We start from the raw sequence: 13,217 nt of genomic DNA, 5'->3' as shown, positions 1-13,217 counted from the left end.
TATGCACGAGCAGGATCTGGTAAGCGAACTGGGTGCGTGGTTGATGGAGCGTGGGTTTTCTGTTGCAGAAGACCGGCAGGAAGGTGGATTCGAAAATATCCTTCTCCGTTATTTCGGTGACGGATGTGAAGTGCACTTGGTTCGCGAGAGGGGGAAATGGGGTGTTTTGCTGACTCCTCCTCTTGGCGATCCTAAGCTGCCCCCGCGAATTTGGCGCTACTATATGGACAATATTCCATTGGCGGCGGCGATTTCTGAACAGGAAGAGCCTTTCGAATCAGAGGTTGCCTTTGTTCGAAATAGGCTCCATGAAATTGCCGCTGTGGCGCAGCGTGAGGATATTGGAGATCGTCTTGTTGCTATCAACTGGGCGATTGTCAAAGATAGGCTGGGGCTGGACCCTGGTATGCCGCCTCCCGGGCAGCCGGGATCCCGAGATTCACATTGATTCAGGAGTGCCTCTGGTTCAGGCAGGCCTCTCGCACGCTCCGTAGAGTCGTAGGTTCGGTTGCCGGAGGGCTCGTCGCATACCGGTGCCGAAAAGGCCGTAGGCGACACCCCTGGGTTAATTGGATGATCAGAAAGGGGCTCTCAGCAATCGGTGAAGGGTGAAATGAGAGCCAATCGAGGAATGGTCGAACTGCTCACAGAGTTCCCGCCTTGGGGGCTGAGCGATGACGACGTTCCGTCCATGCTCATGGAAGTTGTGAGTCAGGGATGGTCGTACACACCAAATGGAGCTCGTGTGCTCACAGCATTGATCCCGGAAGTCGCCTCTTCTTACTTCGATGTCCTGCAGGAAGAAACGTCAATTAATGGCCGAGGGATGATCGACTACGAGTTGCCCTCGACTGAGCCGGAACGAACGGTGCTTCTCCTGAGAAGGTGTCTTTCTTATTCCTTCGGCGCTCTCTCCGAGGCAAGCAAGGCTTTCGGAGACCAGGAGGTAAGGGCATATGTTTCTCTCGCCACTGGGGGAATCTGCGACGACGTGATGACCGCAAGTGTCACTTTCTGTACCAGTAATCCGAACGCCGTACCCTATATTCGCGACCTTGAGCAGGTACAAGATGAGGCGATCGTCGAACTCTCGCTGGAGGATCGAAATATTTGGGGTTGACCTGTGAGGTTCATGTTTCCGGTGGATCGCCCGTCCTGGTAGAAGGGTCAATGCTGAAGAAGAGGTCACGCAAAGAGTTGATTCACATGGTTCAACGGCTAATTGACGCAGATCTCCCCGCGGATGAGGAAGATCGTATTGTCGAGGAGCTGAAGCTGAGCCTATTGCACCCACGCCTTACGGATCTGATCTACTACAACACCCCAAAGCTTACGGCTGAAGAGGTGGTGGACAGGTCTCTGGCTTATCGGGCCATTGAGCTGTGAACTGTCCCGTCGGCAATCGGCGTACGTGCATGGATGACAAGATTTTTGGGTGGAAAGAAGCTTGTTGTTCAACGGAAGGTACGCGGGCCCTCTCTGGTGATATGTGGAAGAGCGTCGCTATGTCTACTCGAAGCGTGCAGGCGAAGCGCGCGCTCAGCAGGTTTGGAGAGCTGGCATGGTTTTCTTTGGCTGTGGAGGTCAATCCTTGTTACGGATACCTGCAGGTGCCTCGCTTGGGATGGCGTTACGAGTCACCCCAAGAAAATGTTGGGTCGCTCATGGAAGAGGTTGTAAAGGAGGTGCATACCCAAGTTGACTGGACGCTCGACAGAACTAGGAGGAACTGGGTTCTTTTGCCATCCCGGATTCTGCGTGAAGCTCACGGGCTTGAAGATCCCGAATTCTCGAATGTCGTCCACTCGATCAATACGCGTGATCGGGAATTCTGCCTCAGGGCGCTAGCGGACCTTGAGTTGATCATCCGACATCTTCAGGAATTTCCGATCGCGGAGGGCTGAGCCCTCCCTCTTTGTGGGCAGTCCGTGCGAGGCGTTCCTGCGCGCCTCGGCGTCTCCCTACCGCGTCTGGGTTCACTGTTTGCGAGACGCAGGGAGCGGGGTCAATAGGTAGGGTGAAATTACTGGTGCCTGGGCGTGGTGCGCCTCTAAACCGTCGTCAGAGCAGATTAGGCCGTTCGGCAGGAAGGTGCATGTGCATGGGTGAGAATACCGTCGGACAGTTGCAGATCTATGCGGTGGAGGAGATTGGTGCGGTGAGCGCAATCTGCATCGTCAGGTGTTTGGGTGGCGTGATCTATCCAGGCCAGAATTTGGTTACCGAGCCTATCGCTGGATCCCCTGCCGGGGAGGTTCAGGTCTCGCTTGACTGGATTGAATGCTATGGACGGCGGGTGGACTTCGTTGATCCTCCGCATAGTGCCAGGGTCCAGTTTTCAGGGCGGGGACTTTCTATGCTGGCTAAGGGTGTCACTATTAGCGAGTTGGATGGGAATAAGATGGATGTCCTGCCAGGAATCAATGACATTTCTTGATTCCTCTAAACTTCGAGCCGTTCGCGCGGAGTCAGCTCTGCATCGTGCTTGGGCGATAACGGACCGCTGACAGACTCACCCGGGCCCATCGGGGCCGGTGCGCTGTGGTGCATATGGAACCTGCAATTTTCCGTCGTACCAGCCACGATGCCAGGTACTGGCTAAGAGCTGTCCCGTAACTGGACGGCGTCCCCTTGCCGATACCGGATCGGACCGTGTCAGTGGTTAGTGACAGGATCGAGGGGTGCTGATCAAGGGATACGACGTCGGCCCGTTGGTGCCGGGCGAGTCACTGCTGGTCCACCCGGGCTTCTGGTCGAACTACCTCCTGGCGATGTGCAGCGACGGGGGGTGTCCCGAGCGCCCGATTCCAGAGTGGTTCGGCGAGGACGGCGCCGATGTCGATGCCCTGTCCGAGGTCCTCTTCGATGCTGAGCGCTGGCCAGCGTTCAGGATGCCGGCAGGAGACGGCCCCGGAGCCGTGGTGATCTACCGCAACCTGGATGGCGATTACGGCACCGACTACTTCCTCACCCATCCGGGCAGAAGCTACGCCGAGCAGATCGCCAGCTGGGACGGGGATTTCTCGGGCACTGGGCTGACATGGCACGAACTGATCTGGATCGCTGACAGCACGTCGCTTGCGGACGAAGGCGTCCAGGACACGGCCGCCCGCTTCCTGCTGCTGCTTCCCCTCCTCACCGACCCGGACGTGCCGGAAACAGCACCAGCAAGGCTTATCGCCGCCCTGACCGCAGTCGGCGCGCCGCAAGACACTGCCTCCATGGCGGCGGACCACCTCCTGGCCCACCTCACGAGGAGATCCCGACACGACCCCACGTGGGCATCTCCGCTGAGCCGCAGCTGAGAAGTGGGCCGAGCCGCCAGCCAGGCCATGAAACGATCTTGGCATGGCTGGTGTGATCACGGCGTGGGAATCTTCCTGGATAGCCCCGTTCTCCGGGCTGAGCCCTCGCGCCTTCGGGAAGCTGGTAGCGGTTCTGCGGCGCCAGGGTGCGAACGCCGTCCACAAGGGCCGGCCGTGGAGCCTTCCGCTGAAGGATCGGGCCCTGCTGGTCGCGGCCTAGGTCGTGTCCGATGGGTCGTGGAATCGCGTGGGCTCAAGAAGTAGTGCGGCGATGATGTGCGGGTGTTCTACGAAGATCTCAGCGAGTACGACTACCAGGACGAGGATGCGTTCACGGACAGGGAGTCGGGCTTCTACGCGCTCTGGTACCGCCCGGCGTACACCCGCCTGAACATCGGGTGGCTAGAAGCCGGCAAGCCGTACTCGACAGGGGCGGTCCCCGCCGTGTTCGTGGAGAAGCTGAAAGCTGTGCAGGAGGTCCAGTGGATGAACGTCTGCCTCGGGGTGCACGAGTGCGACCTGTGTCCTGAGGGTGAGGCTCCGGAAGGGAACGGGGAGGTGCGGATCCCGGGTGGGCCTGGCATCGCTTATGCCGCTCCGTTCCTGATCACGCATTACGTCACCGTCCACGGCTACCAACCGCCGCAGGTCTTCATCGATGCCGTGCTCGCCGCCGATCTCGACGCGTGGGCATCCGCACGGTGGCCCGACGTCCCCTTTCCCTGGGTTCCGCATGACGCGGAACGCATGCTGGAGTAGGGGGGAGAGGCTCACGTTCGCAGCCAGAGCCGGATCGAGGCGACGGTGACTGTCCCGTGAAAGACATCACTCCCTGAGGGTATTTGAGCTATTACGTCAGGGGATTGGCGTCATCTAGTCTCCGAGCGTGAAAAATCAATAGGTGAAAATGTCTTTCGGTCCGCCTCCCGGAGCCCTCGGTCCCCCCCCATTCCATCCGCCTGGCCGCCACCGACGGGCGTCGAGCAGGCGTTCCTCGACGCAAAACCGTCAGGACTGGTCGTCCTACTTCCGCACGCTCGCGCGGAGTCGAATCTACTTCGAGATAGACCGGGCCAAGGTGGATTCCAGGCGCCGTGACATCTGTCCCGTGTTCGAGTTCGACCCGCGGGTGGCCGGTGGGAGGGTCTGGGCGGTCTACACCGAGGGCATGCTTCCGGTGCCAGAGCCGCACCGCGTGTTCGATTCTCCGTCGGCTTCATCCTCGGCCGCTGTCTGCAGTTCGACGACGAACAGTTCGGCAGCTGGTACGAGGACATGGTCACCGACCACCGGGTCCTGATGTCCGATCCCGGCAGCCCTTGGCTCAACATTCCCTTCCGGTAAGCCCTGCCGTGCGCAGCCCAGGACCCGTAGGGCTGCGCATCAGGAGGAGGGGGGCGGTGACGGTAAAGGATTGGATCCCTGCGGGATCCCTTTCGGTAAGGAGCCTGGACGCTATGGGGCGGGGGTGCCGATCCTCGGTGACATGAGCGATCACCGCATGTCACCTGTCGTCCCTGTCCCCGCCCACGAACCGCCCTACTATGCCGTCGTGTTCACCTCCCTGCGCACCGAGGGAGACGACGGATACGGCGCGACCGCCCAGCGCATGGGCGAACTGGTCAAGGAGATCCCGGGGTTCCTCGGCGAGGACTCGGCCCGCTCCCCGGGCGGCCTCTCGATCACCGTCGCCTACTTCCGGGACCTCGCCGGGATCGAGCAGTGGCGCGACCATGCGGAGCATCGGGCAGCCAAGGCGCAGGGGCGTGCGCACTGGTACGAGTGCTACTCGCTGCACATCGCCAAGGTCGAGCACAGCAATGGGTTCGAGCGGGGGAGCACCCCGACCTCCGGGCCCTGCGAAGTGGTCTCGCCGGATGGCGTTCAGCGGTGAGGTGAGACCACGCGGAGGAAGGCCGTCCAGGCTCCCGGCGTGAGTCGGAGTATCGGTCCGTCCGCGTCCTTGGAGTCCCGGACGGCGACGGTGTCCGGGACGTTGCGGGCGACCTCGACGCACTCCTGGCCGGCGTTGCCGCCGCTGTAGCTGGACCTGACGAACTCGTATGCAGGCACGCTCACATCTCCTTCAGGATCCCGTCGATCAGTCTGATCGAGTTGTGTTGCGTGAGGCTCAGCCGCGTGAGGCGCTCGATGCCTCGATGCATAGCGTGCCGTGCGAACCCCCACCCGTTTCTCAGGCAAATCACAGGTTGCAGAAAGCGTGTTCTCAGAGGGCGCCGACAGCGTGGGGACCATGACCACGACCTCGCCCCAGGGGCGCACCGAACTGCTCAGGCCGGACGGGAGCCCCGTCCGGGTGCTTGTGGTGGACGACGAGCAGTCGATCACCGAGCTGCTGTCCATGGCCCTGCGCTACGAGGGATGGCAGATACGGAGTGCCGGGGACGGCACGGGAGCCGTCCGGACCGCGCGGGAGTTCCGGCCCGACGCCGTCGTACTGGACATGATGCTGCCGGACATGGACGGGCTGGCCGTCCTGGGGCGGCTGCGCCGTGAGGCGCCGGACGTTCCCGTCCTCTTCCTCACCGCCAAGGACGCCGTCGAGGACCGTATCGCCGGGCTCACGGCGGGTGGGGACGACTACGTCACCAAGCCGTTCAGCCTGGAGGAGGTCGTGGCCAGGCTGCGGGGGCTCATCCGGCGCTCCGGTGCCGCCGACCGGCGGTCGGACTCCGTGCTGGTGGTCGGGGATCTGACTCTCGACGAGGACAGCCACGAGGTGGCGCGGGCCGGGGAGAACATCCACCTCACCGCCACCGAGTTCGAGCTGCTGAGGTTCCTCATGCGGAACCCGCGGCGGGTGCTGAGCAAGGCCCAGATACTCGACCGTGTCTGGTCGTACGACTTCGGCGGGCAGGCCAACGTCGTCGAGCTGTACATCTCCTACCTGCGCCGGAAGATCGACGCCGGTCGGGAGCCGATGATCCACACCCGGCGCGGCGCCGGTTATCTGATCAAGCCCGCCGCGTCATGAGGGGGCGGCGGCGACCGCGCAGCCGACAGCGACAGTGGCGGGCGGGTCAGCCGCGCACCCTGCGGACGCGGCTCGTCGTCGCGTCCGTGGTGCTGATCGCCGTGGTGTGCGCGGTGATCGGGACGGTGACCGCACTCGCCCTGCGTCAGCACCTGAACGACCAGTTGAACGGGCAGGTCGAGGACGCCGGCAAGCGTCTGTCGGCGCCCTTCAAGCCGGGCGGCGGGGACGAGCCGCGGGCGACGGAGGACCGTATCGAGGGCTTCGTCACCAAGGGGCCCGTGCAGGAGAAGACCGTCGCCGCCGAGGTCGGCGCGGACGGCGAGGTGACCAGGGCCGTCATGGCGGAGCGGCAGTCCGACGAGGCCGGTGGTGGCTTCGAGGGCCGGGCCGCCGAGCTCGGCGACACGGTCAAGGACGTGCTGTCCGACGTGCCCACGGGCGGCGGCACCCACACCGTGACGCTGCCCGGCCTCGGTGAGTATCGCGTGACGTACGTCCACGGCTTCGAGGTCGACTACTACGTGGCCCTCCCGACCGAGACGGTCACCAGCACCCTCAACACCCTCGTCCTCGTGGAGCTGTGCGTCACCGCGGCCGCCGTCGTCGCCGCAGGCATCGCCGGCACCGTCATCGTCGGTGTCGCCACCCGCCCGCTCCGCCGAGTCGCCGCCACCGCCACCCGCGTCTCCGAACTCCCCCTCCACACCGGCGAGGTCAACCTCAGCGAACGCGTCCCCGAGTCCGAGACCGACCCGCACACCGAGGTCGGGCAGGTCGGCGCCGCGCTGAACCGCATGCTGGACCACGTCCACGCGGCCCTGCACTCCCGCCAGCAGAGCGAGACGCGGGTACGGCAGTTCGTCGCCGACGCCAGCCATGAGCTGCGCACCCCCCTCGCCTCCATCCGCGGGTACGCCGAGTTGACCAGACGCGGGAGAGAGGACGTCGGGCCCGACACCAGACACGCCCTCGGGCGTATCGAGTCCGAGGCCGGGCGTATGACCCTGCTCGTCGAGGATCTCCTCCTGCTGGCGCGGCTCGACGCCGGACGGCCGCTCCGGTTCGAGCAGACCGACCTCGTCCCGCTCGTCGTGGACACCGTCAGCGACGCCCGCGCGGCCGGCATGGACCACAACTGGCGCCTCGACCTGCCCGACGAACCGGCACTCGTGTCGGCGGACGCGGCACGGCTGCACCAGGTGCTCGTCAATCTCCTCGGCAACGCCCGCAATCACACCCCACCCGGCACGACGGTCACCGCTCGGGTTCACCGGCGCGGCCCGTGGCTGTGCGTCGACGTCGAGGACGACGGTCAGGGCATCCCGTCCGATCTGCTTCCGCACGTCTTCGAACGGTTCGCGCGCGGCGACTCCGCGCGCACCCGTGCCACCGGCTCCACCGGACTCGGACTCGCGATCGTGCAGGCCGTGGCCGCCGCGCACGGCGGTGCCGTGACCGTCGACAGCGTGCCCGGACGCACCGTGTTCACGGTGCACCTGCCTGCCCTGCCCACGCCACCGGATCCCGCACCGAGCCGGCAGCCGCACTCACAGGCACAGCACAGCGTCACCACACGGGCGGAACAGGGCGCCTGACGAAAGTCGGTCCCATGCGAACCGACTCACCTCCCGGCACCCTGCCGGCGCGGGAGCACCTCCCGGCCACAGACGCCGGTACGCCTGTCCTGGACGTAGTGATCCCCGTCCACAACGAGGAGAAGGACCTCCAGCGGTGTGTGCTGAGACTGCGTGACCATCTCAAGCGCACCTTCCCGTACGCGTTCCGCATCACGATCGCGGACAACGCGTCGACGGACACCACCCCCCAGGTGGCGTCACGGCTGGAGGCGGAGATCGAGGAGGTCACGTCCTTCCGGCTGGAGCAGAAGGGCCGCGGCCGGGCGCTGCGGACCGTCTGGGCCGCCTCGGACGCCCCGGTCCTCGCCTACATGGACGTGGATCTGTCCACCGACCTCAACGCCCTGCTGCCGCTGGTGGCGCCGCTGATCTCCGGCCACTCGGACCTCGCGATCGGCTCCCGGCTGGCCCGCACCTCGCGTGTCGTGCGCGGACCGAAGCGGGAGTTCATCAGCCGGGCGTACAACCTCATCCTGCGCGGCTCGCTCCAGGCCCGCTTCTCCGACGCGCAGTGCGGTTTCAAGGCCGTACGGCGAGACGTCGCCCAGGCGCTCCTGCCGCTCGTCGAGGACACCGGATGGTTCTTCGACACCGAGCTGCTGGTGCTCGCCGAGCGGGCCGGACTCCGTATCCACGAAGTCCCGGTCGACTGGGTCGACGACCCCCATTCGACCGTGCACATCGTGAGGACGGCGACCGACGACCTCAAGGGCGTGTGGCGGGTCGGCAAGGCCCTGGCCAGTGGCTCGCTGCCGCTCGACCGGCTCACCCGCCCCTTCGGCGACGACCCGCGCGACCGCGAGATCAAGGACGTGCCCGGCGGCCTGGCCCGCCAGCTCCTCGGGTTCTGCGTCGTCGGCGCCCTGTCCACCCTGTTCTACCTGCTGCTGTACAGCGGCTTCCGGGTCTTCACCGGCTCCCAGGTCGCCAACGCACTCGCGCTGCTCGTCTCCGCGGTCGCCAACACGACGGCCAACCGGCGCCTCACCTTCGGGGTGCGCGGCCATGGCGGGGCCGTACGGCACCAGGCGCAGGGCCTGGTCGTCTTCGGCATCGGCCTCGCCCTGACCAGCGGCTCGCTCGCCGCCCTCGACGCGGCCGGCAGCGATCCCGCGCACTCCACCGAACTGGCGGTCCTGATCACCGCCAACCTCGCGGCGACCGTACTGCGCTTCCTGCTCCTCAGGGCGTGGGTGTTCCCGGACCATCGCGAGGCCCCTTCGGCGGAGGTCGCGCCCCACACCTACGCCGGGCAACCGGCTTCGCCCTACGGCCCGTTGCAGCGGCGCTCGTCCCCGCACAGGCACCACACCGACCCGAGGGACTCCCGATGACCGTCCACGACGACCAGCAGACCCCTCTCGGGACAGAAGAGCCCGAAAAGGCCCACGAGACCCGCGAGGCCCACGAGACCCACAAGGCCCTCGGCAGAGGCGGGAGTCCCGGCAGCTGGGGACGGCGGCTGTGGCGCGGTCGCCCCGAGGATCCCCGCTGGGCACGCCCGGCCTTCCTCGGCCTGCTCCTCGCCACGTTCCTGCTGTACCTCTGCAACCTGAGCGCCTCCGGTTACGCCAACTCCTTCTACTCGGCGGCCGTCCAGGCAGGCAGCCAGTCCTGGAAGGCGTTCTTCTTCGGCTCGCTGGACGCGGCGAACGCCATCACCGTCGACAAGCCCCCGGCCGCGCTGTGGCCGATGGCCCTGTCGGTCCGGCTCTTCGGCCTCAGCTCGTGGGCGATCCTGGTCCCCGAGGTCCTCATGGGCGTCGGCACGGTGGCCGTGGTGTACGCGGCCGTACGCCGCCGGTTCAGCCCCGCAGCCGGTCTGATCGCGGGTGCGGTGCTCGCGCTCACCCCCGTCGCGGCGCTGATGTTCCGGTTCAACAACCCGGACGCGATGCTGGCCCTGCTGATGGCCGTGGCCTGCTACTTCGTGATCCGGGGCCTGGAGGACGGCCGTACGAAGTGGCTGCTGTGGGCCGGCGTCGCGATCGGCTTCGCGTTCCTCGCCAAGACCCTGCAGGCCTTCCTGATCCTGCCGCCGCTGGCCATCGTCCACGCGGTCTGCGCGCCGGTGCCGGTGAAGAAGCGGATCGGTCAGCTCGCCGCGGGTCTGGCAGCCATCGTCGTCTCCGGCGGCTGGTGGGTCGCGATCGTCGAGCTGTGGCCGGCCTCCTCCCGCCCGTACGTCGGCGGTTCGCAGAACAACTCCTTCCTGGAGCTGACCTTCGGCTACAACGGACTCGGCCGGCTCAACGGCGAGGAGACCGGCAGCGTCGGCGGCGGGGGCCGTGGTGGCGGCGGCAACTGGGGCGAGACCGGCTGGGACCGCCTGTTCGGCTCCGGCATCGGCGGCCAGGTCTCCTGGCTGATCCCAGCCGCGCTGATCCTGCTGGCCGCGGGCCTGGTGGCCACCCGCAAGGCCCGTCGTACGTCCGTGACCCGGGCCTCGTTCCTGGTCTGGGGCGGCGCGCTGCTCACGACCATGCTGGTCTTCAGCTACATGCAGGGCATCTTCCACGAGTACTACACCGTGGCCCTCGCTCCCTACATCGCCCCGCTGGTCGGCATGGGCGCGGCGCTGCTCCGGGAGAGGCGTGACCGGGCATGGGCGTCGCTGACCCTGGCGGCCGCGATGACGGCCACCGCGGCCTGGGGGTACGTCCTGCTCAACCGCTCCTCCGACTACCTGCCCTGGCTGAAGTGGCTGGTGCTGGTCGGCGGTCTCCTCGCGGCCCTCGGCCTGATCTTCTCGGCCCGGCTGGGGCGCCGACTCGCCCTGGCTGTCGTCGGGTTGGGTCTGACGGCGGCACTGGCCGGCCCGACCGCCTACACCCTCACCACGGTGAACGAGGGGCACACCGGCTCGATCGTCACGGCCGGTCCCGCCGTCGCGGGCGGTCGGGGTGGCGGTCCCGGGGGTATGGGCGGAGGCCCTGGAGGCATGGGCGGAGGCCCCGGCGGCATGGGCGGTATGCCGGGCCAGAACCAGCAAGGCCAGAACCAGCAAGGCCAAGGACAGCAGGGCCAGAACCAGCAAGGCCAAGGACAGCAGGGCCAAGGACAGCAAGGCCAAGGGCAGCCGAACGGCAACGGCTTCCCCGGCGGCGGCATGCCCGCCGGCGGCCGGACCGGGGACGGCGGCGGCATAGGCGGCCTGCTCAACGGCGCCGGCGTCAGCGACGAGGCCAAGGAGCTGCTGGAGGAGAACGCGGGTGACCACACCTGGGTCGCCGCCGCCATCGGCGCCCAGAACGCCGCGAGCTACCAACTCTCCACCGGTGCACCGGTCATGGCGATCGGCGGCTTCAACGGCTCCGACCCGTCACCGACGTTGGCCGAGTTCCAGCAGTACGTGGCCGACGGGAAGATCCACTACTTCATCGCCTCCGGGACCGGCGGCGGCATGGGCGCCAGGGGCGACGGCTCCTCCGGGCAGATCACGGAGTGGGTGGAGGCCAACTTCACGCAGGTCATGGTGGGGTCGGCGACCTTCTACGACCTGACGCGGAAGACCAGCGGCTGACGCGGCCGCAGGGTCGGACACGGCGTTGGCCCGGGGCGCTCAACGGCTCCGGGCCACCGCCCTCAGCCCTCAGCCTTCAGCTTTCAGCTTTCAGCCCTCAGCCTTCACCGTACGGCGTAAATCGCGTTGTACAGCGTATGGGAGTCATTCTACGGTGTACAGCATGACGACGTCCCCCCAGGAGCAGGCCCAAGCGGCCGAAGCCCGACCCCAAGGCCATCCGCAGCGCTGGCTGATCCTCGGTGTCATCTGTCTGGCCCAGCTCACCGTGCTGCTCGACAACACGATCCTGAACGTGGCGATCCCCTCGCTCACCAGCGAACTGGGCGCCGCCACCTCCGACATCCAGTGGATGATCAACGCGTACTCGCTGGTGCAGTCCGGTCTGCTGCTGACCGCCGGCAGCGCCGCGGACCGCTACGGCCGCAAGAAGATGCTGGCCACGGGCCTCGTCCTGTTCGGCATCGGCTCCCTGGTGGCCGGACTGGCCCAGAGTTCCGGTCAGTTGATCGCGGCGCGGGCCGGCATGGGCATCGGCGGCGCGCTGTTGATGACGACCACGCTCGCCGTGGCGATGCAGATCTTCACGCCCGAGGAGCAGCCGAAGGCGATCGGCATCTGGGCGGCCGTGAACTCCCTCGGTTTCGCCGCCGGTCCGCTCATCGGCGGCTTCATGCTGGACCACTTCTGGTGGGGCGCGATCTTCCTGATCAACCTGCCGGTCGCCGCGATCGGACTGGTGGCGGTGGTGGCGCTGGTGCCCGAGTCCAAGAACCCGCAGGGCGACCGGCCCGACCTGCTCGGTGCCCTGCTGTCCACCATCGGCATGGCCTCCCTGGTGTTCGCGATCATCTCCGGACCGGAGCACGGCTGGACGTCCGGCCGGGTGCTGGCGACGGCCGCCGTCGCGGTCGTGGTGCTGGGCGCGTTCGCGTACTGGGAGAGCCGGATCCCGTATCCCATGCTCGACATGCACTTCTTCCGGAACCGGCGGTTCACCGGAGCCGTGGCAGGAGCGGTGCTGATCACCTTCGGGATGGGCGGTTCGCTCTTCCTGCTCACCCAGCACATGCAGTTCGTCCTCGGATACGGCCCCCTGGAGGCGGGGCTGCGCACGGCGCCCCTGGCGTTGATGATCGTGGCCCTGAACTTCACCGGCCTCGCGGCGAAGTGGTCGGCCAAGCTCGGCACCCCGGTCTCCATCGGGCTCGGCATGACGGCGATGGCCGCCGGCCTCGTCTCGATCGCGACGCTCACCGACCACGGGTACCCGGGCACGCTGCTGGGCCTGGTGCTCATCGGTGCGGGGGCCGCGGTCGCCAGCCCGGCGATGGCGCACGCCATCATGAGCTCCATCCCGCCGGAGAAGGCCGGTGTCGGCGCCGGTGTCAACGGCACCGTGGCGGAGTTCGGACAAGGACTCGGCGTCGCGGTGCTCGGGGCCGTGCTCAACTCCCGCTTCGCCGCGCTGATCCCGGTGGCCGCGGTGTCCCTGCCCAGCGCGCTGGCCGAGGCGGGGTCGGACGCGGAGCGGGCGCGGATCACCGACGCCTTCGCCTCCGGCCTGGAGACCAGTCAGCTGGTCGGGGCGATGGCCGTGCTGGCCGGAGGTGTGATCGCGGCGGCGTTGCTGCGACGGGCCGAGCGGGCAGAATCCGCCTGAGAAACCAGGCGGTCCGGCTCGTTGTGCGGCAGCCACGGCCACAGCTACGGCCACAGCTACGGCCCCGGCCACAGCTACGGCCGCGGTCGCG

At 66.8% G+C, this 13,217-nt stretch carries 14 protein-coding genes and 2 pseudogenes; 15 read left to right on the top strand and 1 reads right to left on the bottom strand.

Annotated elements, in window-relative coordinates; all coding sequences use genetic code 11:
* The first annotated feature begins 1 nt into the window (after position 1).
* From ACFYNL_RS16380 to ACFYNL_RS16335, 10 genes and pseudogenes are all read left to right on the top strand, one after another.
* A complete protein-coding gene (locus ACFYNL_RS16380) occupies positions 2–448 on the top strand; it encodes a hypothetical protein (RefSeq protein ID WP_388803065.1) in 447 nt (148 codons plus the stop codon).
* A 183-nt stretch (positions 449–631) separates the two neighbouring features.
* Positions 632–1,120 (top strand): hypothetical protein, encoded by a 489-nt coding sequence (locus tag ACFYNL_RS16375; RefSeq protein ID WP_388803062.1) that lies wholly within the window; start codon positions 632–634, stop codon positions 1,118–1,120.
* A gap of 50 nt (positions 1,121–1,170) precedes the next feature.
* Positions 1,171–1,386 (top strand): hypothetical protein, encoded by a 216-nt coding sequence (locus ACFYNL_RS16370; RefSeq protein ID WP_388803059.1) that lies wholly within the window; start codon positions 1,171–1,173, stop codon positions 1,384–1,386.
* A 29-nt stretch (positions 1,387–1,415) separates the two neighbouring features.
* The gene (locus tag ACFYNL_RS16365; RefSeq protein ID WP_388803057.1) at positions 1,416–1,904 is read left to right on the top strand and encodes a hypothetical protein; all 489 of its coding nucleotides are present in this window, start codon (positions 1,416–1,418) and stop codon (positions 1,902–1,904) included.
* Positions 1,905–2,101: 197 nt separating this feature from the next.
* On the top strand, positions 2,102–2,437 hold the full coding sequence (locus ACFYNL_RS16360; protein ID WP_388803054.1) for a hypothetical protein: 336 nt from the start codon (positions 2,102–2,104) through the stop codon (positions 2,435–2,437).
* A 244-nt stretch (positions 2,438–2,681) separates the two neighbouring features.
* On the top strand, positions 2,682–3,305 hold the full coding sequence (locus ACFYNL_RS16355) for a hypothetical protein (protein WP_388803051.1): 624 nt from the start codon (positions 2,682–2,684) through the stop codon (positions 3,303–3,305).
* 43 nt (positions 3,306–3,348) lie between these two features.
* Positions 3,349–3,522, top strand: a pseudogene (locus ACFYNL_RS16350) (IS5/IS1182 family transposase); the annotation flags it as partial.
* A gap of 65 nt (positions 3,523–3,587) precedes the next feature.
* Positions 3,588–4,064, top strand: coding sequence for a hypothetical protein (locus ACFYNL_RS16345; RefSeq protein ID WP_388803049.1), 477 nt, complete (start codon positions 3,588–3,590; stop codon positions 4,062–4,064).
* A 444-nt stretch (positions 4,065–4,508) separates the two neighbouring features.
* Positions 4,509–4,649 (top strand): annotated as a pseudogene (locus ACFYNL_RS16340) (DUF1266 domain-containing protein); the annotation flags it as partial.
* Positions 4,650–4,791: 142 nt separating this feature from the next.
* Positions 4,792–5,199 (top strand): antibiotic biosynthesis monooxygenase family protein, encoded by a 408-nt coding sequence (locus tag ACFYNL_RS16335; RefSeq protein ID WP_388803046.1) that lies wholly within the window; start codon positions 4,792–4,794, stop codon positions 5,197–5,199.
* Here ACFYNL_RS16335 and ACFYNL_RS16330 read toward each other — a convergent pair.
* The gene (locus ACFYNL_RS16330) at positions 5,190–5,378 is read right to left on the bottom strand and encodes a DUF397 domain-containing protein (RefSeq protein WP_388803043.1); all 189 of its coding nucleotides are present in this window, start codon (positions 5,376–5,378) and stop codon (positions 5,190–5,192) included. The two genes, ACFYNL_RS16335 and ACFYNL_RS16330, sit on opposite strands and share 10 nt — an antisense overlap.
* 181 nt (positions 5,379–5,559) lie before the next feature.
* Between ACFYNL_RS16330 and ACFYNL_RS16325 the strand changes: the two genes are divergently transcribed.
* From ACFYNL_RS16325 to ACFYNL_RS16305, 5 genes are all read left to right on the top strand, one after another.
* A complete protein-coding gene (locus ACFYNL_RS16325) occupies positions 5,560–6,300 on the top strand; it encodes a response regulator transcription factor (protein WP_388803040.1) in 741 nt (246 codons plus the stop codon).
* Positions 6,297–7,898, top strand: coding sequence for an ATP-binding protein (locus ACFYNL_RS16320; protein ID WP_388803037.1), 1,602 nt, complete (start codon positions 6,297–6,299; stop codon positions 7,896–7,898). Before ACFYNL_RS16325 ends, ACFYNL_RS16320 begins: the two co-directional genes overlap by 4 nt.
* Positions 7,899–7,912: 14 nt before the next feature.
* Complete coding sequence (locus ACFYNL_RS16315; RefSeq protein ID WP_388803034.1) at positions 7,913–9,274, top strand: glycosyltransferase; 1,362 nt, start codon at positions 7,913–7,915, stop codon at positions 9,272–9,274.
* Positions 9,271–11,463 (top strand): ArnT family glycosyltransferase, encoded by a 2,193-nt coding sequence (locus ACFYNL_RS16310; RefSeq protein WP_388803031.1) that lies wholly within the window; start codon positions 9,271–9,273, stop codon positions 11,461–11,463. Before ACFYNL_RS16315 ends, ACFYNL_RS16310 begins: the two co-directional genes overlap by 4 nt.
* A gap of 163 nt (positions 11,464–11,626) precedes the next feature.
* Complete coding sequence (locus tag ACFYNL_RS16305; protein ID WP_388803028.1) at positions 11,627–13,126, top strand: MFS transporter; 1,500 nt, start codon at positions 11,627–11,629, stop codon at positions 13,124–13,126.
* The last annotated feature ends 91 nt before the right edge of the window (positions 13,127–13,217 follow it).

Source organism: Streptomyces sp. NPDC007808, from assembly GCF_042868655.1.
Classification (GTDB): domain Bacteria; phylum Actinomycetota; class Actinomycetes; order Streptomycetales; family Streptomycetaceae; genus Streptomyces.
Note: the sequence above shows the minus strand (reverse complement) of the source record. Positions and strands in the feature narration are given on the sequence as shown.